This is a genomic window from Alkalispirochaeta alkalica DSM 8900, assembly GCF_000373545.1.
GTDB classification, from domain to species: Bacteria; Spirochaetota; Spirochaetia; order DSM-27196; family Alkalispirochaetaceae; genus Alkalispirochaeta; species Alkalispirochaeta alkalica.
This window is the reverse complement of the sequence record NZ_KB891693.1, coordinates 13410-33347: the sequence shown is the minus strand read 5'-3', so window position 1 is coordinate 33347 and position 19938 is coordinate 13410. Positions and strand designations below refer to the sequence as shown.

Annotated in this window: 17 protein-coding genes; 5 read left to right on the top strand and 12 right to left on the bottom strand. The window is 60.7% G+C overall.

What is annotated here, in order from left to right; all coding sequences use genetic code 11:
• Window positions 1–4: 4 nt before the first annotated feature.
• From B071_RS0102715 to B071_RS0102660, 12 genes are all read right to left on the bottom strand, one after another.
• Entirely contained in the window at window positions 5–3259 is a 3255-nt protein-coding gene (locus B071_RS0102715; protein WP_018525570.1) for an AAA family ATPase, read from the bottom strand.
• Between the two features lie 9 nt (window positions 3260–3268).
• Window positions 3269–4558: an exonuclease SbcCD subunit D C-terminal domain-containing protein gene (locus tag B071_RS0102710; protein WP_018525569.1), complete on the bottom strand. Its 1290-nt coding sequence runs from the start codon at window positions 4556–4558 to the stop codon at window positions 3269–3271.
• Between the two features lie 102 nt (window positions 4559–4660).
• Window positions 4661–5914, bottom strand: coding sequence for a TRAP transporter large permease (locus tag B071_RS0102705; protein ID WP_438829537.1), 1254 nt, complete (start codon window positions 5912–5914; stop codon window positions 4661–4663).
• A gap of 41 nt (window positions 5915–5955) precedes the next feature.
• Entirely contained in the window at window positions 5956–6471 is a 516-nt protein-coding gene (locus tag B071_RS0102700; protein WP_018525567.1) for a TRAP transporter small permease, read from the bottom strand.
• Window positions 6472–6548: 77 nt separating this feature from the next.
• Window positions 6549–7577 carry a C4-dicarboxylate TRAP transporter substrate-binding protein gene (locus B071_RS0102695; RefSeq protein WP_018525566.1) on the bottom strand — a complete coding sequence of 343 codons (1029 nt, stop codon included), beginning with the start codon at window positions 7575–7577 and terminating at the stop codon, window positions 6549–6551.
• A gap of 226 nt (window positions 7578–7803) precedes the next feature.
• Window positions 7804–8505, bottom strand: coding sequence for an ATP-binding cassette domain-containing protein (locus tag B071_RS15520; RefSeq protein WP_018525565.1), 702 nt, complete (start codon window positions 8503–8505; stop codon window positions 7804–7806).
• Window positions 8506–8848: 343 nt separating this feature from the next.
• The gene (locus B071_RS0102685) at window positions 8849–9526 is read right to left on the bottom strand and encodes a GTP-binding protein (protein ID WP_018525563.1); all 678 of its coding nucleotides are present in this window, start codon (window positions 9524–9526) and stop codon (window positions 8849–8851) included.
• Entirely contained in the window at window positions 9523–10485 is a 963-nt protein-coding gene (locus B071_RS0102680; RefSeq protein WP_018525562.1) for an ABC transporter substrate-binding protein, read from the bottom strand. Before B071_RS0102680 ends, B071_RS0102685 begins: the two co-directional genes overlap by 4 nt.
• 60 nt (window positions 10486–10545) lie before the next feature.
• Window positions 10546–11583 (bottom strand): FecCD family ABC transporter permease, encoded by a 1038-nt coding sequence (locus B071_RS15515; protein ID WP_040587122.1) that lies wholly within the window; start codon window positions 11581–11583, stop codon window positions 10546–10548.
• The gene (locus B071_RS0102670) at window positions 11564–12496 is read right to left on the bottom strand and encodes an ABC transporter substrate-binding protein (protein ID WP_157702989.1); all 933 of its coding nucleotides are present in this window, start codon (window positions 12494–12496) and stop codon (window positions 11564–11566) included. The genes B071_RS15515 and B071_RS0102670 overlap by 20 nt, the downstream gene beginning before the upstream one ends.
• Window positions 12497–12591: 95 nt before the next feature.
• Window positions 12592–13356 (bottom strand): ABC transporter ATP-binding protein, encoded by a 765-nt coding sequence (locus B071_RS15510; protein ID WP_018525559.1) that lies wholly within the window; start codon window positions 13354–13356, stop codon window positions 12592–12594.
• A 227-nt stretch (window positions 13357–13583) separates the two neighbouring features.
• Window positions 13584–14519 (bottom strand): DUF3187 family protein, encoded by a 936-nt coding sequence (locus tag B071_RS0102660; RefSeq protein WP_157702988.1) that lies wholly within the window; start codon window positions 14517–14519, stop codon window positions 13584–13586.
• Between the two features lie 507 nt (window positions 14520–15026).
• Here B071_RS0102660 and hydG point away from each other — a divergent pair.
• The 5 genes from hydG to hydF all read left to right on the top strand — a co-directional run bounded on the left by hydG (window position 15027) and on the right by hydF (window position 19934).
• Entirely contained in the window at window positions 15027–16634 is a 1608-nt protein-coding gene (hydG, locus tag B071_RS0102655; protein ID WP_018525557.1) for a [FeFe] hydrogenase H-cluster radical SAM maturase HydG, read from the top strand.
• Window positions 16627–17832 carry a [FeFe] hydrogenase H-cluster radical SAM maturase HydE gene (gene hydE / locus B071_RS0102650; RefSeq protein ID WP_245534039.1) on the top strand — a complete coding sequence of 402 codons (1206 nt, stop codon included), beginning with the start codon at window positions 16627–16629 and terminating at the stop codon, window positions 17830–17832. The genes hydG and hydE overlap by 8 nt, the downstream gene beginning before the upstream one ends.
• Window positions 17829–18410 carry a hypothetical protein gene (locus B071_RS0102645; RefSeq protein WP_018525555.1) on the top strand — a complete coding sequence of 194 codons (582 nt, stop codon included), beginning with the start codon at window positions 17829–17831 and terminating at the stop codon, window positions 18408–18410. Before hydE ends, B071_RS0102645 begins: the two co-directional genes overlap by 4 nt.
• Entirely contained in the window at window positions 18394–18705 is a 312-nt protein-coding gene (locus B071_RS0102640; RefSeq protein WP_018525554.1) for a TM1266 family iron-only hydrogenase system putative regulator, read from the top strand. The genes B071_RS0102645 and B071_RS0102640 overlap by 17 nt, the downstream gene beginning before the upstream one ends.
• Window positions 18702–19934 (top strand): [FeFe] hydrogenase H-cluster maturation GTPase HydF, encoded by a 1233-nt coding sequence (hydF, locus tag B071_RS0102635; protein ID WP_018525553.1) that lies wholly within the window; start codon window positions 18702–18704, stop codon window positions 19932–19934. Before B071_RS0102640 ends, hydF begins: the two co-directional genes overlap by 4 nt.
• Window positions 19935–19938: the final 4 nt, after the last annotated feature.

Here is a 19938-nt window from a genome sequence, read left to right as displayed (position 1 = left end):
CTGCTCAGGGGTGAGGAGTGCCGCTGCAGCCCGGACCCCGGAGACGACTCCGTCCCCCTGTGCGGGGTTCAACGGAGATCCGGGTGCTGATCCGGTCTTTCAGGGCCGAAACATGGGAGATGATGCCGATCATCTTTCCCTCCTGGTGGAGGCTCCCCAGGGTATCCAGGGCTACGTCCAGGGCCTCCTCGTCGAGGGTGCCGAAGCCCTCGTCAAGGAAGAGTGAGTCTACCCGCACCTTCTTGCTCGCCATCCGGGAGAGCCCCAGAGCCAGGGCCAGGCTGACGATAAAGCTCTCACCACCCGAGAGGGTGCGGGTGGAGCGCACCTCCCCTGCCTGATAGGTATCCACTACCCGCAGTTCCAGCGGATCACCTCCCTGGCGTGTCAGGATGTAGCGGTCGCTCATCCTCCGGAGCTGTCCATTGGCCTGACCGATCATGATCTCGAAGGTGAGTCCCTGGACGAAGTTCCGGTACTTTTTCCCGTCCGATGACCCGATCAACTCGTGGAGGTCGGCCCAGCGCCGGGTCTCCTGCTCCTGCCTTTCCAGAGCGTCCTGCTTTTCCTGGTGCTGCCGAAGGGCTCGCTTCTGTTCTTCCAGCCGCAGGAAGATACCCCGAAGCTCCTCCCGCAACTCCTCCAGGGAGGTGGTGCAATCCAGAAACCGTTCTTCCAGAACCTGCAGGGACTCCCGGGTACGATCTTTTGCGCGTTCTGCAGCGAGCCGCTGCTCGCGATCATTCCGGCGAGCCCTCAGGTCTGTGGCCAGATCATCGAGTTCCCGGGCCTGCTCCGCCAGGCGATCTCTCTCTGCGGGGCCCAACCGGGCTGCCAGGAACTCCTCTTCCCGGGAAAAGCCCTGTTCTGCCAGGGCCTGGGAGAACGTTTCGGTGCGCCCTGCCAGCTCCGGTTCACGCCGGGAAAGTCTGTCCCTGAGCATCTCCAGGCGGCCCCGAAGGTCCTGAACCCCCTGAACCGCCCTGGCGTGATCTTCCCGGGTCTGGCGCTCCTCCTCTTCCGCCTCGTCCCGGGCCCGCTGGAGCCGACGTTCCTCTTCGTCGGGGTCCAGGGAACCGTAGCGCGAGAGCCGTTCCTCCCTCAGGGTAGCCAGTTCCCGCTCCAGGGTCTGGTGACGCTCCTTTTTTTCCTCCAGGACTTCGCCTTTCGCGGCAAGAATCGCCTCAATCTCCCCCAGCTGANTTCTGAGGTCTCGCTGGCGTTGTTCCGCTTCCTCCTGTTGTTCCTTCTGGTGCGCCCACCGTTCGAGGCGCCTCGCAAGCTCTGACCGGAGCTGCCCCGGATCGACGGAAGAAATCCCGGTGATCCCCAGGGGAAGAAGCTCGTCCTCCAGGCGGGAGAGGAGGTCCTCTTCCTCCAGGGAAAGCCGCTCCAGCTCCCGGGTCACTCCGGCCAGACGTTCCCGAGCCATCTCCTCGTCATGGGTGGCCCGAGCCAGGTGCGTCTCCTGCACTGTCAGTCCCTCCCGGAGATCTCTCTCGGTACCTTCGAGCTGCCGGATCTTCTCCTCCTCGCCCTCTGCCCGGGCTATCAGGGCGGTGAGCCCCGCGATCCGGCTTTCGGTCTCCCCCAGAGGGGGAATGTTTCCCTCGGCAAAGGGGTGATCCCTGGAGCCGCAGAGCGGACAGGGGCACCCGTCCTCCAGGCGGGTGCGGTGCTCCTCAAGATCAGCGATGGTCCTCTGGAGGAGCAGCTCCCGGTGGAGCGCGTCCTTTTCCGCACGGTGTTCGCGCAAAAGCTTCCCCTGCAGAAGTTCTTCCAGGCCTGCTCTGCTCTCCCGAATAGATCGGCCAACCTCGCCAAGTTCCCTCTCCAGATCGGTCCGCGCGATCTCCCGGGCCTCCCGGGCAGCCCTGGCCCGTTCCAGTGCAGCCCCGGAGCCCACCAGGGCCTCCCCGTGCTGCGCTGCACGCTGGCGATGGAGGTGGAGCTGCTGCATCTGCTCCTCAAGACCGGCCATCTTGTGCGGCAAGACCTGATCCTGGTGGTGAGCGTCCAGGTAAGCACGAATCCCTGCCAGGGTGGCGTCGATGGCACGCTCCTCTTCCTCCAGGCGGGCCAGGGCGTGTTCTTTCTCTTTTATAAGGCTGGTGTCCTTCCCGAGGGAGTCTCTCTCCCTTCGCAGGGTCTCTTCCTGATCGGAACACCGCTGGTCCAGGGCCCGGATCGCTCGAAGCCGGGGGGCGGCCTCTCCCTGGTCCTTCCGTTTTTCCGCGACGCGAGCTTCCGCCAAGCTCACGGCCCGGGCGCCTGCCGTGGCCAGGGCCTCCAGTTCGGGGAGCGCAGCCTCACCAGCGGCCAGGGCCTGCCGGTCCTCCTCCTGAGCCTTCCGCAGAGCGTCCAGCCCTGCCTGGAGTCCCTCCAGGGAGAGGGCTGCCCGGGCACGATCCAGCCTCCGGCGATCGGGCTCGAACGATTCCAGCCGTTCCTGCAGTTCTTCTGTTTCGGTGGCGAGGTCGCTGATCTCACACTTCAGGCGTTCCACCACCAGAAGCCAGTCCCGGGCGCTTCCTGTTTCGGTCAGGCGTGCCTCCAGAGTTTTTTCCCGGGCCCGTCCCTCTGCCTGCTTCAGGAGCAGATCCTCCTCTTCCCGGGGAGCCAGAAGGGTGATGCCGGCGGTCTCGCTCTCCAGCTGAGCCAGCCGGGTCCGTTCATCACGGTATCGCTCGTGAACGTGTCGGGATATCTGGCTGTACAACTCCGTGCCCGTGATCTGTTCCAGCAGAGGAGCCCGCTCGTCCGGGGGAGCCTGCAGAAAGGCGGCAAATCCTCCCTGGGCAAGGAGCATGGAGCGGGTGAAGCGGTCAAAATCCATCCCTGTCACCGCCTCGATCTGCCCGGCAACTCCCCGAAGGCTGCTCTCCAGGATCTTGCCGGAGTCAGCCCGGGCGATCTCGTGTCTCGGGGGCTGTAGTTCTCCCTCGGGATGTTTTCGGGCCCTGCGCTGGCTCCAGTGGCAACGGAAACACCCGGCCTGGGTCTCGAAGGTTGCCTCGGCAAAGCATTCGCCGCTCTGGCGGGACATGATCTCGTTACTGGTCTTGGTAATTTTACCCAGCCGGGGGGTCTGGCCGTAGAGGGCCAGACAGAGCGCGTCCAGGATGGTGCTTTTGCCCGCTCCCGTGGGGCCGGTGATGGCGAAGATCCCCTCGGCGACAAAATCCGGGTGGCCCAGGTCGATCAGCCACTCCCCCGTCAGGGAGTTCAGGTTTTTGAAGCGTATCTGTATTATTCGCACGGCTCTCCCTCATTCCGCCTGGTGGTCCGCCTCGTGTAGTGAGGTCAGGGCCTCCCGGTAGGTCCGCAGCAATTCAGAGTGGCGATCGCGAGGAACGTCGTGAAGCGCCAGGCACCGAAGGAACACCTCCTGGGGGTCCAGATCTCCCGGTTCCTCCTCGTCGTCTGCCCTCTCGAGCCCGGAAACGGCAAGCCGGGCATTCTTTACCCTGAGCACTTCCAGGGCCGTTCCTTCGGCGAGCTCCTCCAGACGGCGCCGAAGGTCACCGGCACCGCTGTTCCCCTCGTAGACAACCTCGAGCCATACCGACTGATTTTCTGCGGCCAGGGTCCGGATCCCCTCCTCCAGGGCAGGCCAATCCCCCTGAAGACGGGCGAGTCGCTGAAAGACCGGAACGGGGATCAGCTCAACCGATGGAACGGGAGGCGACAGGTTCTGGTCTTCTCTGGTGGCAGGGTCTTCTCTGGTGGCAGGGTCTTCACCAGCTCCGGGGAAGGTCACCAGACAGAGGCTCTTCTGCTGTGTCGCCTCACCAAATCCCATGGGCAGGGGGGATCCGCTGTAGCGGCACCGCTCCCGCCCCCCCACGGTCTGGGGCACATGGAGATGCCCCAGGGCGACGTAGCTGAGGGAGGACGAGAAGATCCCCGCCGGAACCTGCGCCAGGGTTCCCACGTAGAGATCGCGCACGCCGTCACCATCGATGGTGGTTCCTCCTGCAGCAAAGAGGTGGCCCGTGGCGATGAGAGGAACCGCCGACCCCAGGGATGCCCGTGTTTCCAGGGCCAGCTCTGTCACGGCATCGTAGTGGCTGCGGAGTCCTTCCAGGAGTTTGCGTTCCTTCTCTTCGACCTGCTCGCCAGCCTCGGCGATCCGGAGGTCCCTGTCGCGAAGATAGGGCACAGCGCACACCAGGAGTTCGGGCGATCCCTCGGGATCTTCCAGAACCAGCAACTCCTCCTCGGGAGGCCCGGCTCTGCCCACAACATGAACGGAGAGCGCTTTCAGGAGTTCCCGGGGAGCGTTCAGGAAGGAGGGTGAATCGTGATTCCCCGCCACGATTACCACGTGGCGGCAGGATGATGCAGCGACCCGGCACAGAAACCGGTAGTAAAGTTCCTGCGCCCGATGGCTCGGCGCGGTGGTGTCGAAGATGTCTCCTGCCACCAGCAGAAGGTCGATCCGGTACTCCCCGATCACCGTGACGAGCCAGTCCAGAAAGGCCTGGAACTCTTCGTAGCGCTGGCGACCGTAGAGGGACCGGCCGATATGCCAGTCAGCGGTGTGAAGGACTCGCATGGTTCTCCCCTCTCTTTCCACAGGCTGCCCTGCCCGAGGGGCGCTCCGGCGCCCCCTCCCGGGGAGCCAGCCGGAACTCGATCCCTGCCAGAGCCGTGCCGGTTACAGCAGGTTCGGCAGGAACATCATCAGCGAGGGCACGTAGGTAACGACCGCCAGCACCAGAAGGAGCGCGATGATGAAGGGGTAAACCTCTTTGATGAAAGACCCGATGGAAACTCCCGTAATTGAACAGGTGGTAAACATCATGGAGCCGAAGGGAGGCGTGATACCGCCGATCATGATATTTACGATGATCACCAGACCAAAGTGAACGGGATGCATTCCCATGGCGGTCACTACCGGCACCAGCAGGGGTGCCACGATGATCAATACCGCCCCACCCTCGAGGAACATTCCCATGAGGAGGAGAAAGATATTGATGGCCACCAGCATGATCCAGGGGCTATCGGCAAACTGCAACAGCGACTGGGTGAGCAGAAAAGGGATTCTTTCCCAGCTGAGGTACCGGCCGAAGATCGAGGCTGCCACGATGATCAAAATAACGGCGCTCGTGGCCCGAACGGTGTTCTTCATGATGATCGGGAAGTGGTGCCACTTGAGCTCCTTGTAAAAGAAGACGCCCACGAGGGTACAGAAGACCACGGCGATCGCCCCCGCCTCGGTGGGGGTAAAGATGCCGAAGCGAATACCCAGAATAATTCCGAAGGGCATGAGCAATGCCCAGATCGACTCCCGAAGCTGCAGGAGAATTTCCCTGGGGGAAGACATCTTCTCGCGCACCGGCTTGTAGCCACGTCGTACGGCGATGATATGAACCGTCACCATCAGGGCGAGGGCCATGAGGATTCCGGGCATGTAGCCACCGATGAACATCCGGGCCACCGAGACCTGGGCGATCAGGGCGTAGATGATCAGGTTGATCCCCGGGGGAATCACCGGGGCGATCGAGGAAGATGCCGCCGTGATCGCCGTGGAAAACTCGGCGCTGTAGCCGCGTTTTTCCATCTCCGGCACCAGAATCTTTGACTGCATCGCAGCATCGGCGTTGGCAGAACCGGAGATGCCTCCCATGAGGGTACTCAGCACCACGTTTACCTGGGCCAGGCCACCCTTCATGTGCCCCGTGAGAACATCGGCCATGCGCATCAGGCTGGCGCTGATCCCGGAGTAGTTCATGATCTCGCCGACCATGATAAAGAAGGGCACCGCCAGGAGGGGGAACGATGAGGCCGAGGTTATGAAGCTCTGGAGAACGAGATCGGGCGGAGACCCGACATCACCAAAGGTAAAATAAGCCAGCGTGGCAGCGATCAATGCNAAGGCTATGGGAATACTCGAGAAGTACAGCACCATCACGATAACGATGGGAAAAAGTGCCATAAGTTATGTCCTTTCTACTCAGCCGCAGTCTCTGCCGGGGGATCCGACGAGAGTCCGGCCTGTACGATCAGCTTTATGTCCTGGTACACGAACCCCATGGCGTGGAGCATGATGAGTCCGAAGCCCACGGTGATCGCCAGGTTTACATAGACTGCGGGAATATTCAGAACCGGCGTAGTTTTGAGCCGGTTGGACTGGATCATCAGGACGCTCAGATAACAGACATAGCCGTTGATTATAACCATCATCAAATCTATCAGGACAGCGATAACCCGCTGAAACGATTCCGGAAAGAGGCGCGTGATCAGATCGATACCGATGTGCATTCTTCGCTTGTATACTGCGGCTGCACCGATAAAGACACTCCATATGAAGGCCGTGGTGGCAACTTCCTCAACCCAGAAAAGGCCGCTCCTGAAGCCGTAGCGCAGGATTACGTTGAGAATAACAACCGAAACTGTTACCGAGAGAAAGACCGCACTCACGATCTCCTCGGCGTGAAATAAAATAGTTGAAAGCTTGTTTTTCATGGTTTGTACTCACTGAAAACCGGGGCGCTGCGCCAACGCACAGGCCCCGGTTAAGATTTTTCAGAAAACTTGAGAAATCAGTCTCTGTTCCTGATCGCGTCGAGCTCAGCAAATACAGCGTCGAAGATCCCGGGGGTCATGCCGGGCTGCTCCCGATACATGGGTGCCAGACGGGCGCGGAAGGCGTCGCCGTCCACCTCGTGGAACTGCACACCGTTCGCCTCAAGCTCGGCCACAACGTCGGCGTGGTTAGCCATGAGGATCGCGTTCCCCTCGGCGGCACCTTTGGTGAACTCCTCCTGGATGATCTCCCGGTACTGCTCGGGAATCCCGTTCCAGACATCGATGTTGATATAAACACCGCAGGTTCCCAGGATATGACGCGTGAGACCCACGTGGACCGCGCCGGTCTCGTAGACCTTGTTTCCGATGTTGGTAAACTCCGAACCCTCAAGACCATCGACAACACCCTGCTGCACCGCAGAGAGAGTCTCTCCCCAGGGGAGGGGGTTGGCGATGGCGCCCATGTTGTTCAGGGTGTTGATGTACAGATCCGTTCCGGGAACCCGAATCTGAAGACCCGAGAGATCTTCGGGGGTTCGCACGGGGCGGCGGGTCATCATGTTGCGGAAACCGTAGATGTAATCCAGCGCCAGAATCTTGATCCCCTGCTCCTCGGCACGGGCCATCATATCCTGCACCAGCTCGGTCCGCACCAGCTCCACGTACTCGTCAAAGCTCTGGTAGAGCATGGGAGCGTAGAGGGCCTTCATATCCGGTACGTAGTCACCGATGAACGAGGGGTCTTCCACGGAAATAAAGTTTGCTCCCCGCACAACCTGCTCTACACCTTCCTTGTAAGCAGCGAGCTGCGCCTGGGGAAAGGTCTGGATCTCGATGGCACCGTTGGTCCGTTCGTAGATGCGCTCGGCTACCCAGTCCATGGACTGTGAGAGCTGCTCCACGGGGTTAAAGACGTGGCTAAGCCGGAGCACCAGCTTATAGTCATCACCATCTTTTGCTTCGGACCGCCCGCCCGCGTAGAGCGCCGTCGTTGCAGCGCAGACCATCAAAGCCACCAGACCAAGGGTTTTCATTTTGTTCATTCTTCCTCCTTACTTATAGAAACGAAAAGAGATGGTAGCCTGCGTTTGTCCACCTGTCAAGAAAAAATGTATCACTCCCGGGACAAGTTGTGAAGAATAGTTCCGATATGAAAACAAATCCCCTGAAAAGCTTGCTTTTTGAAGATTAAAACGAAATAAAAGAATTCACTATCGAAGGAAAGCCCTGCCCTACCAGGGATCTGCAGTCCCGAGAAGCCGGCGGAGGTCAGGTCATCCCCGCCTCGCTCCGGAGCATCTGTTCCAGAGCGTTTTCTTCGATCCGTTCGCCGGCCCTGATCCTGCGGCGAAGCTCCTGCACCAGTTCGTCGATTCGCAGGAGCTGTTCCAGCTGCCTCCTCTCGCCGGCATCGGCGGCAATAACCTTCTGGACGGCTCCGTTGCAGATCACCAGGCGCTGGGAACACATCAGGGCCAGAAGCGGATCGTGAGTTGCGATCAGCACAATCTTTTCCTGACTGCATAGAAGATCCAGAGCCTTGCTTTTGTCAACGCCGGCGTTCTCTATCTCGTCGATGAGAACGATGGGCGAAGTGCTCAGGCAGGCGGTATCGGCGATCATCAGGGCACGGCTCTGTCCCCCCGACAGGGCCGTAACGGCCGTTTCTGCCGTGAAGGATTCACCCGCCAGTTCATTAGCCATGGCGATGATATCGCTCACAATGCAAGGACTGTCGATCATTCTGCTCTCGGCGTGGAGCTTCAGAAATTCCCCCACCCTGGTGTCCATGACAAAGTTCATATTCTGCGAGAGTTGTGCAACGATCCGGTGTTCGATGGAAAAGCGCAGTTCCGGGTCGGGAGTTTCCTGATTGATCAGAACCTTTCTCCCCGTGGGAGTATCTCCCTGGGCGAGCCATTCGATATCGGCCAGAAGTCTGCTCTTTCCTGATCCCGTGGGCCCCCACAATACCCGTGATCTCGCCCCGTTTCAGGGTGATGACCAGATCTTCAGGGGCACCGTCCTTGTCGTGACCGCCCAGGAGAGAGAGTTCACGCACCTCCCTCCGCCCGGCCCGGGTCATTTCGTCGATCTTCTCCAGAAAATCTCTCAGGTTCCGGAGCAGCTGCCCTTTACTGAGGCCGATGTCGAGAAAATCCTCCTCCCCCATTCCTTCAATTTGAACCCCGGCGGGGGGAGCTCCCGGCGAGGTATCGATACCAAAACCCGTGAAAAAATCAGTCAACTGGGGGGCCTCGCTGCGAAGCTCTTCCCAGGAAAGAGATAACACATAATCACATCGATTCATCGCTCAGACCTTCATCTTTCGGATGTTTCCAACCTGGTGCTGTTCTCCGATGCGGGTCTCTCCAAGACAGTAGGAGCAGAGCGCTGCGGGCATGGGAAAGCGCCCCCCCGAAAGGGTTTCCTGGTCGGGAGCGTCGGCGATAAGCCGGGAAAGCTCCCAAGCTCCCTGACCAGTGATGCCATTCACAAAGAGAATCCTGGCACCGGCGTTGGCCTGAAGAACCTTGAAGGAAAAGACCTCTCTCTCTGCCTGGGAAACGATGTCGCCCTTGGTTATCACTACCAGATCTGCCAGCTTGAGCATGGGCCCTATCTTCCGGGGGGTGTGGATCCCCATCAGATTATCGATGACGCAGAGGGACATCACCCCCTTGATATGGGGCGAACAGCGATTACAGAGGCCGGCGCTCTCGGAGACCAGATAATCGAGCTCCTCCTGAAGGCCCCAGTTCAGGCAATTCTCGATGTTACTGACAAAATAGTGATCGGGACAGAGGTTTCCCGAGAGCCCAACCCGCACGGGAATACCCAGCCCCTGATACAACTCTTTGTCGTGAGTTGTCAGGCAATCAAACTTGACCACCCCCGCGCGGAATCCCTGGTCTTTCAGAACGCCGATGACCTTCAGCATGACTGCGGTTTTTCCCGATGAGGGAGGCCCCGAGACGGTAATGAGCTTCATGCGACAAGATATCCCGCAAACCGTCGCTTCAGCTCTTCGGTCTCCTCCTGGTACCCCTCGGAGAAGAGATGATCGTAGTCGGGAAGCACAAAGGCGTCCTCGGGAGATATCCTGTCGGCCATGATGTAGCCCCCCAGATGCAGAAGACCCCTGAAATCATCACCGTAAAAGAAAGACAGGGCCTCCTCGCGGGTCCCCTCGGTCTCCCTCGCCGCCAGAACCTGCAGAGGGGCGAAAAGAGGACCTTCGGCAAAATCGAGGAGGGCTACCCGTTTGTGCCGGGGAATCTGTGTGGCCGCCGCCCCCGGCATAATGTTGAAACGGCTCCGCTCAGGCGAAGAGCTGTCCATGGCCTTGATGATCCGGGAAAAATGCCTGACCCCCGTCACGTTCCGGGCGAACTGCTCCAGTCCGGCCTCGCCCCGGGCCTGGAGTATTCTGTAGAGCAAGGCCGTATTTGACACCGTCTCATCGCACCCGTGCAAGCAGATCTCCCCGGCGTAGCAGGAATCGGCGAGATCAAGCCACGAGCCGGGAAGGGGAGCATCGCTCTCCACCGATTGATCGAGCAGGCAGCACCACCCGCTCGCTGCCAAAAGCCCTATCTTGTGACGATCCATCGCGCTTTTCAGGGCAGTCGGGAGGGAATCGTGAAACCCCTCGGGTCGGTAGGGCTCATAGAGACCGGTATCGACAAAGTGGCTGCGGAAATTGCGGCCGAACGTCCCGTGTCCCGCCGTTGCCACAATCAGCTCCGGCAAATCCTCCCGCGTGTGGGCTCCTTCAAACAACTCCTCGGCGTCATCGCAACTCATCCCCTCCAAACTGGGGCAATAGACAGGCAGGGAGGCCCGGCGATTGTACGACTCCAGGTGCTCCTCGAAGATCCGGTTGAACCGGGGCCGCAGGGGACAGGGAATAATGCACAGGATTGAAAGGTGTCCGTCTTTATAGGCCATTTCACACGCTCCTTCATAGGGTTTGATATGATTATCTTCCGGAAGAGAGAATCCACCGGATCATCCCGTCCCGACAGGACTCCCTCCCCTCCCCCGGTGAAGCAGGAGGAGGATGAAGAACGGAGCCCCCAGAGCCGCCGTGACCACCCCCACGGGAAGCTCGACGGGCATGAAAACAGTTCTGGCGCAGAGATCTGCCGCCAGCAGCAGGAAGGCCCCCATGAGAGCCGAAAAGGGCACAAGGATCCGGCTATCGTTCCCCGTCACGAGACGGCCGATGTGAGGCGCCACCAGGCCGACAAATCCGATCGTTCCGGCCACGCTCACGGCGCTCCCGGCCAGTGCTGCGGCCAGGCCGATAAAAAGAAATCGCAGGGCACCAATATTGCTTCCCAGGCTGGACCCTATCTCGTCCCCCAGGGGAAAGAGATTCAGTTTCGGGCTCATTATCACCGCCAGAACGACTCCGGGAAGGCTGTAGGGGGCAATGAGGGCCACGTGGTTCCAGCTCCGTCCCGAGAGGCCGCCAATGAGCCACGTGTAGGTCACATCCAGATCGTCGCTATGGAGCACCATGATTCCCGAGGTGATCGCGTTCAGAAGCGCCGAGACAGCAACCCCGGCCAGAATGATCATCACCGTTCCACCGCCCGTCTCGATAGCCCCGGGCCAGGACGCCAGGGCGTAGACCAGCGCTGCGGCTCCCAGGGCTCCTGCAAACGCAGCCGGGGGGAGCAGATGGAGATGCCCGGGCAGCGCAACCATCACCAGAACTGCCACAAGGCCTGCTCCGGCGGAGACACCTATGATATTGGGTGACGCCAGGGGGTTTCTCAGGACCGACTGCAACAGGTTCCCCGAAACAGCCAGATTCATCCCGCACAGGGCGGCCACCAGGGCTCTGGGCAGGCGGATATTCCTGATAACCTGTGGGGCCAGACCCTGCCGGCTCTGGCCGAAGAGGGCCTCCGAGACCTCGGAGAGGGTAAAGCTGATCGTCCCGGAGTTCAGACTGAGCGCTACCACCAGCCCTGTGGCCAGAAGCAGCGCCGCAAAGGCGAGCCCCACCCGTCGGGGATCAGTTGCCGCTGATGACATCGGCGGTGATCCGCAGAGCCTCTTCGCTGGAAAGATTACCCGGGTTCACCCGCTGGGGAAGGACAAAGACCTTCCCCTGACGGACAGCCCTCACTCCCTGCCAGAGAGGATTATCCATATAGGAGGCGCGAAGCCGTTCCAGGTTGCGTTCACCGCTTCCGGCGGAGCGGATTATCAGGATATCGGGGTCTGCCTCGGTTATAGCCTCGATATCGTAGGTAACAAAGGTGGAGCGCCCGGAGCCGGGCAGATTCGCGGGAACCACGTTCTTTATTCCCAGAGAAGGGAGCAAGGCTCCGTAGAGACCGGTGGGCTGAGCCGCCTGAATCATCTCGCTTCCACCCTGAACGATGATTCCCCGCTCGTATCCCAGGGGTGCGATCCGCTGCTGAACCTCCTCGAGGACCGATCTGATATGATCGCAATACGCAGCGGCCTCTTCCTCCCGCCCTGTGAGCGCGGCAAAGAGAAGGACTCGATCGGTAAAGAAATTATCCCCCTCGAAGGAGGGATCCACAAAGACGACGGTGGCCCCCATCGATTCCAGCATCTCCGTCATCTCCAAGTGCTGCCGCACATTCGCGACGATCAGATCGGGCTGGACCGCCAGAATTGCTTCGATGTCGGGACTGTTCTGACGCCCCAGGCTGGGAAGGGCATTCATCTCGGGGCGGTTGTTGTACTCTTCCACCTTCCCCACGGGAATCACTCCGATGGCATAGAATTCTTCCATGAACTGCCGGGAAAGCCCCACCACCCGTTCAGGAGGGGCCTCGAGATAAACCTCTCTCCCCAGGTGATCGACGACGACCCACCCTTGTTCGCCCCCCTCCCCCGGGATTTCCTCGGCCCTTTCGGCCCGGCCGAAGGAGGTAAAGAGAAGAACCGCCAGAGCCGTTATGACGGGAATCACGGGAAGACCCCTTTTCTTTTTCCGGAGAACCCCGACTCTGGAGGGAAATACCCCGGGTCCGGTTGCGCCGGAGTCACCGGCTGTGCAGGAACTCATCATGATACGTAACACTCCTTTTTCTTGTGCGTCGCCCAGGGACAGAGAGGGACCACCACCGGCCTTTCTCCCTCCCCGGCAGAGCAGAGACAGGTACACACCCCGTAGACAGCCTGGAGGCATTCCTCGTTCAGAACCTCCTCGGGATACCCCTGGCTGTGTACGCGGCCCTCTTTCATGACATACAGGCGATCGCAGACCGCCATGGCGTGATTTACATCGTGGAAAACGGTGATCAGGGTTTTGTTCATTCTCCGCTTAAGCTCGGTGAGCACTTCCAGTACCGCCCACTGATGACGCAGATCGAGGTAGCTCACCGGCTCGTCCAGAAGAATAAGGGGGGTATCCTGGGCAATCGTCATGGCAATCCAGGCCCGCTGCCGCTCCCCTCCCGAGAGGTTTGCCAAGAGCTTGTGCTGAAAATCCAGGAGCTGAAGTTGTTCCAGGGCCCGGTCGACCGCCCTGCGGTCATCCGGAGACTGATGCCATCCCGTGACCGAATAGGGGTTTCTCCCCAGCTGGACCAGTTTCCTTACGGTGATACCTGGCAGTTCTCGTTGATGCTGGGGAAGAAAACTCACCCGACGCGCCCGCTCTCTCGGCGAAAGCGATAACCCCGGTGTTGTGCCGTACCGGAAGGATCCGCTGGAAACCCTGAGGATGCCCGCGATGCACCGCAACAGGGTGGACTTTCCGCACCCGTTGGGGCCAAGCAATCCGATGATCTCGCCCTTTCCGGCAGAGAGAGAGACCTGATGAAGCACTCCCGTGCGACCATAGGAGAAGGAAAGGTCCTGACAGGAGAAGACCGGTAGCTCCCCCGGAGGGGCGCAAATATCTGGGGTGCCAGGACAGCAGCTCATACTAACTTTGTTTAGAATGATTTTTATTGTTTGTCAAGACTAACAGAGGCGCTGTCCTCCCTTTTCCCGTTTTTCCCTCACCCTTCGGGTATGTTCACCGTCTCCAGCCTTCCTGGGGGAGACTCGTTTCATCGCTTCCGCGCTGCCGGCAATCTCCGGTTCCAGCCGAGGTGGAAGCCGATATCCGTCGCGGCGAAGGTGAAAAACTCCTCGGTGAAACTGAGTTGAAGAACGTCGCGTTCCGACAGGGCCAGGCGGGTCCCCACGTTCACCGTGGCGCTGTGGCGGTCCGTTCGGTCGTAGCCGAGCCGGAAGGGACTCGTTGAACCGGAGACCGTCACCACCAGGGAAGCTCTCTGACCGAGAATACGTCCCAGGGTCGCATCGAAGGGAACGATGAAAGGATGAAATTGGCTGGAAGTAAGGTAGGCAGGACGGGAGACCGCAGCAACTCCCGTGGAAAACTCCGTAGTCCAGAGGCCCCGCTGGTACCCTCCGTAGAGGCGGATCGCCCCCGAGGGGCGGTTCGACGAAAGGGGGTGCTCTCTCTCTCCCACCGGGAGCGGTTGCGCTCCCATAACTCCAAGAGAAAGGTGCGCCACCCCGGTGCCGAGAGGCCTGTGGGAGACCAGGGACTGGCGAATCTCCCCCGAGAGATGAAGAAGGGGGTGGAGAGGGCCACGCTCGTCGAGGATTCTTTCGTCTTCCTGAAAGACCACCATCCTGCACTGGTAGTGGGAGCGGATCTCCCGACTTCCGTCGGGAAATCCAAAGAAATGGTGAAAGTTCGAGATATGGGGATCCATGGCCCCCCCGAAATGCCAGGAGATATCAAACCCGAGATGGACCTCCCTGCGGCCCGGGAGCCCCCGCGCCCAGGCTATTCCACTGTAGAGTGCCTCCGAGTCCAATTCGAGATTTACCGTGGTACGATCGCTCTGAAGCTCTTCCATGGTGAAGTTGTTCCCCCAGTGCACGGCAGAGGAGATCTCGCTCTCACCTGCGGCCAGGAGCGCCGACCGGCGGGCGGGGAGCGGAGGAAGCGCGAGAAAGAGAGGATGCATATTCCGGCCTACCAGAGGGGCCAGGAGCATCTCGGCCCTGACGTCGGGAGACTCCCCGGGGACGACCCTCGGGCTTTCGGCGGCCGCAGAAGGCAGAGTGAGGAAAAAAAAGATCGCCGGCAACACCAGGCCAGAAGCGGGCATTCCGCGGCGGGCCTTCGCGAAGCCCGGCACGATGAAACCAGTTCCGAAGAAAAGCATGGTAAAAATCTAGCACACTCCCGCCGGGAAAGCATGGGCCAGACCCCTTCCGCACACTGGTTCCTCGGGGGAGGAAGAGACGGGAGCATATTCGTGGCATTTTTATCTATACAAACCATTGACAATTGCCCCTGCGGATGCTCTACTGTCAGGGACGAAACAGCTGAGGAAGGGTTCTGGCTCCGGTGCGCCGGGGTCAGCAGGAATCGTTCCAAGGCGTCTGGATTGTACTGATCCCAAGGGGTTTCCCAAGGGAGAAGGAACTCTCCTGAAACACACGACAGTTTTATCGAGAGAGGATGTACCATGGCGATCTCAGCCCCGACCCGCGACCTCCAGTGGTCCAGAAGCGTTGTAAAACCCGGCGAAGTAGAGAAGTACCTGGATAGCCGGGGGCTGGACTTCATCGACGAAGAGGCGATCTTCCGCGCTCTGGAGGAGACTCGAACCCCCGATCCCCGGACTGTGAGGGATATCCTGGATAAATCCCGGGCGATTCAGACTCTGACGCCCCGGGAGACGGCGGTTCTCCTGAACGTGGAAGACCCGGACATGCTGGAAGAGATGCGCCAGACCGGGTTGGAGATAAAACTCAAGGTCTACGATAACCGGATCGTCACCTTTGCCCCCCTCTACATGGCGAACCATTGCGTGAACAGTTGCAGCTACTGCGGCTTTCGCCGGGAAAACACCGGGATGCACCGACGGCACCTGACCATGGAGGAGATACGTCACGAGGCATCGGCCCTGGCGGGGACCTTCGGCCACAAGCGGCTGGTGGTGGTCTACGGCGAGCACCCCCTCACCGATATCGATTATCTTGAGGAGAGCATCAACGCTGTTTACGGGGTGCGCGTCCCCACGCGCCGGGGCCACGCCAACATCCGCCGGGTAAACGTGAACTGCGCACCCCTGGATATCGCTTCCCTGAGACGGTTGCGCGAGGTAGGTCTGGGAACGTACCAGGTCTTTCAGGAGACCTACCACCGCGATACCTACCGCCGCGTTCACGGGACGCAAAGCCTTAAGGCAGATTACCGCTGGCGGCTCTACGCCATGCACCGGGCCCAGGATGCCCAGGTGGATGACGTGGGGCTGGGCGTGCTTTTCGGCCTCTACGACTGGAAGTTCGAGGTTATGGGACTTCTGAGCCACGTCCGGGCTCTGGAAAGCACCGCCTGCGGGATCGGCGCCCATACAATCAGCTTTCCCCGCCTTGAACCGGCCCACAACGCGCCCCTGACAAGGTCGAGCCGCTACGCCGTGAGCGATGCTGATTTTCTGAAGATTATTACCGTTCTGCGCCTGGCCGTACCCTATACGGGCCTGATCTGCACCGCCCGGGAGACCCGGGATATCCGGAATCAGGCGGTACTCCGGGGCATCACCCAGATGGATGCCTCTACCAGAATCGGGCTGGGCGCCTACAGCAGCGGCCACCAGAACAACTTCGGAGAAACCCCGCCGGACCCACTCGCACAGGAAGGTCAGCCCAGCCAGGACTCCTGCAGCCAGAGGGATTCCTGCAACCCGGAAGATTCCTACAGTCAGAAAGAAGAGGAGCAGCAGTTTCTTCTGGGCGATCCCCGCACGGTGGAGGATCTTGTCCGGGATCTGGCCGCCATGGGTTTCATCAGCAGCTTCTGCACCGCCGGGTACCGGATCGGCCGCCGGGGAGAACGAATCATGCGCCTTCTGCGGAGCTGCAACGAGGGAAATTTCTGCAAACTTAATGCGATCATCACCTTCCGGGAATGGCTCGACGACTTTGCAACCCCGGAAACCCGAGAGATAGGCGAGGCCCTGATCCGGCAGGAACTGGCGGGAGCAGAGCAGAGAACGCCCGCGCTCCACACGAAGTTCCTGGACTATTACAGGCGAACCAGCGAAGGAGCGAGAGACCTCTATGTCTGATACGATTATGTCCCGGGAGAGCTTCTCCCTGGCGGAGCTGGAAGAGCTCCTTCTGGGCCACTGGCCGGGGGGAGACGCCGCGCTGGCAGCCCGGGCACGGCAGGTCATGGCCGAGGAGGTGGGAGAAGAGGTCCGGCTCCGGGGGCTTCTGGAGTTCTCCAACCGCTGCGCCAGCGACTGCTACTACTGCGGAATTCGCCGCTCCAGCGATACCGACGATGGGGGGCATCCCCTCGTCCGCTTTGACCTGACCGAGGAGGCGATCCTGGAAGGGGCGCAGCTTTGCCTGCAGGAGGGATACGGATCCATGACCCTCCAGGCGGGTGAACGCAGAGACCGGGCCTTTATCGACTTTGTCGAAGGGGTGCTGAGAAAAATAAAAGAGGAAACGGTCACGCCAGACCTCCCCCGGGGGCTGGGCATTACCCTCTCCGTGGGAGAGCAGACCCGGGAGACCTACGCCAGATTCTTTGATGCCGGGGCACACCGCTATCTCCTGCGTGTAGAGACCAGCGACCCCCGTCTCTTTGCGCGCCTTCACCCCCCGGANCAGACCCTGGAACGGCGCATCCGGGCACTGGAAGACCTCAAGGCCACGGGTTTTCAGGTGGGCACGGGCGTGATGATCGGTATTCCCGGTCAGACAGCCCGGGACCTGGCTCGGGATATNCTCTTTTTCCGGGAGATCGATGCCGACATGATCGGCATGGGACCCTACATCGAAGCGGCCGGGAGCGCCCGGCAGGAAATGCTCCACCGCGGGCTGCTTCCCGAATCATCCCCTCCGGAACGGTTGCGCCTCTCCCTGCGGATGATCGCCGCAACACGACTGGCCCTGAGAGATGTAAATATTGCCGCTGCCACAGCCCTGCAGGCCCTCTCGCCCACGGGACGGGAACAGGGGCTCGCCTTCGGTGCCAACGTACTGATGCCGATCGTCACCCCCGGCGGGCAACGCAAGGCCTACCAGCTCTACCAGGGAAAACCCTGTGTGGAGGAGACTGCCCGGGAGTGCATCGCCTGTACTCCCCGCCGTGCTGCCTGGGCCCGGCGACCTGTATCGTACCATTCCTGGGGAGACGCTCCCCACGCACGGCGAAAACCCGAAACCGCCTCCGGAACAACCCCTCCGGCACGCTCAGGCACAACAGAAGCAACAGGACCAACGAAAGCATTCGCAGAAAGGAGCCCCTCGTGACAGAACTGGAGTTTACCCTCCTGGCACCCTCCCTGAAAACCGGCGATCTGGTGATGATGGACCGACGATCGGCACCGGACGAGCCTTCGGAAACAATCCCCGGAGTAATACTGCGCTTTCCCGATCCCTCAAAACCGATCCTCTTCTATCGGATTCCTCCCCGGGGGGATTCGGCGGGGCTCGAGTTTCTTCAGGATCTCCTCTACTCGCCCGAAGCCCCCTTCCCCGTGCATTTTTGCTCCTTCTGGACCATCCCGGAAATCAGCGAAGCGCTCCCTGGCGCGGCGAAGTTCCTCTCTCACCTGGAAGAACTCCTGCAGCTGCCCCTGCGGAGCGAGGGAGATCTCTTCGACGCCTACGCTGCGGGTATTCTGGGAAAGACCTTCCCGCTTCCCGCCGGCTCTCCCCTGAAGACCGAACCAGCCACCGCCTCTGCCTGGAGCGACGGAGTAATGAAGCTCCTGGGCGTGGACACCGGAAGATATCAGGTACTACAGGAAGCGACGCCCCAGGGCCAGAGCCAGGCCCGAGACCAACGAGTCCACCCGAAGGGAGAAGTACATGACGGCAACATCTGAACAGAAAATCCGCTACGGCTTTGTGGGAATCATTGTGGAGAACCGCCAGCGTCTGGGGGCCCGGATAAACCAGATCCTCGCGGCCCACGCCGACTGCATCGTCGGGCGACTGGGACTCCCCAACCTTGAGGAGGGAACCCTCTCGATCATCACGCTCATCGTACGGGCCAGCACCGACGAGATGGGGTCTCTCAGCGGAAAGCTCGGCGCTCTGCCCGGCGTCACCGTAAAGACGGGTCTCCAGAGCCTTCCCGGCGCCACCACGCCCGGTGCCGAGTCCGGAGAAAAACCATGAGCGGGGGACCCCAGGGAACTCCCAGGAGTATGCGGCCCCACATCGTTCTGGCAGGAAAATGCAACGCCGGGAAATCGGCCTTGCTGAACGCTCTGGTGGGACAGGATCTGGCCATCGTCTCTTCTACCCGCGGCACCACAACAGATCCCGTGCTCCGTTCCTCGGAGCTTCTGCCCTTTGGACCTGTGGTCTACGTGGACACGGCGGGACTGGATGACACCGGAGCTCTGGGCTCTGCCCGAAACAGAAAGACCCGCGCGGCCCTGGCAGGAAGCGATCTGGCGCTCTATACGATACACCCCGCCCGCTGGGACAAGGATGATCTGGAGCAACTCGCTTCATGCGCGACCCAGCGGCCGACCCTGGCCGTGGTGACCCACAGCGATACCACCAGGCCCGACCTGGAGTTGCTCCGCGAGCTGGAGCGGATCACCTCGCGCAAACCCGCCGTGGTCTCCTCGACTTCGGGCGAGGGTATATGGGAGCTTCGGGACCAGCTGGCAGGAATTCTGGAAGCGGCCCGAAAAAAGGGAGACCGGCGACTCCTGGAGGGCCTCATCGGGTCAAAGCGCCTGGTACTTCTGATTGTCCCCATCGACCTGGAAGCTCCGGCGGGGCGGCTCATTCTTCCCCAGGTTCAGACGATTCGCGAGGTTCTCGACGGGAACGCCGCAACCCTGGTGGTGAAGGACCAGGAGCTTCCCTGGGTGCTGGACCAGCTCAAGCACCCCCCCGATCTGGCCATAACCGATTCCCAGGTGGTGGACCGGGCAGCAGCGCTGTTGCCTCCCGAGGTGCCGCTCACCACCTTCTCGATCCTCTTTTCCCGTCTCAGGGGCGACCTCCCCTCCTTCGTGGAGAGCGTCTACCTCCTGGACACCCTTCCCCAGGGGTCACGAATTCTTGTCACCGAGAGCTGCAGCCACCAGATTCAGTGCGACGATATCGGCCGGGTAAAGATACCCAAATGGATACGGACCTATACGGGCAAGGAACATCGCCTGGAAGTCACGGGAGGAACCATTCCCGAGGAGCTGGACTGCTACGATCTGATCATCCATTGCGGAGGGTGCATGATCACCCGCCGGCAGATGCTGGCCCGCCTGGAAGAGGCCCGGCTCGCCGGGGTTCCCGTGACAAACTACGGGGTCGCCATATCCCATATGCAGGGAGTCCTGGAACGAGTCCTGGAACCGTTTAACCTGAAGGGAGCAGCCCGCCCCGCCTGAGGAG

Bases quoted from the DNA above. Each gene is read 5' to 3' on its own strand.
- B071_RS0102710 (WP_018525569.1), bottom strand. From the start codon at position 4,558: ATGCGAGTCCTTCACACCGCTGACTGGCATATCGGCCGGTCCCTCTAC.
- B071_RS0102700 (WP_018525567.1), bottom strand. From the start codon at position 6,471: ATGAAAAACAAGCTTTCAACTATTTTATTTCACGCCGAGGAGATCGTG.
- B071_RS0102695 (WP_018525566.1), bottom strand. From the start codon at position 7,577: ATGAACAAAATGAAAACCCTTGGTCTGGTGGCTTTGATGGTCTGCGCT.
- B071_RS0102685 (WP_018525563.1), bottom strand. From the start codon at position 9,526: ATGAAGCTCATTACCGTCTCGGGGCCTCCCTCATCGGGAAAAACCGCA.
- B071_RS0102680 (WP_018525562.1), bottom strand. From the start codon at position 10,485: ATGGCCTATAAAGACGGACACCTTTCAATCCTGTGCATTATTCCCTGT.
- B071_RS15515 (WP_040587122.1), bottom strand. From the start codon at position 11,583: ATGTCATCAGCGGCAACTGATCCCCGACGGGTGGGGCTCGCCTTTGCG.
- B071_RS0102660 (WP_157702988.1), bottom strand. From the start codon at position 14,519: ATGCATCCTCTCTTTCTCGCGCTTCCTCCGCTCCCCGCCCGCCGGTCG.
- hydG (WP_018525557.1), top strand. From the start codon at position 15,027: ATGGCGATCTCAGCCCCGACCCGCGACCTCCAGTGGTCCAGAAGCGTT.
- B071_RS0102640 (WP_018525554.1), top strand. From the start codon at position 18,394: ATGACGGCAACATCTGAACAGAAAATCCGCTACGGCTTTGTGGGAATC.
- hydF (WP_018525553.1), top strand. From the start codon at position 18,702: ATGAGCGGGGGACCCCAGGGAACTCCCAGGAGTATGCGGCCCCACATC.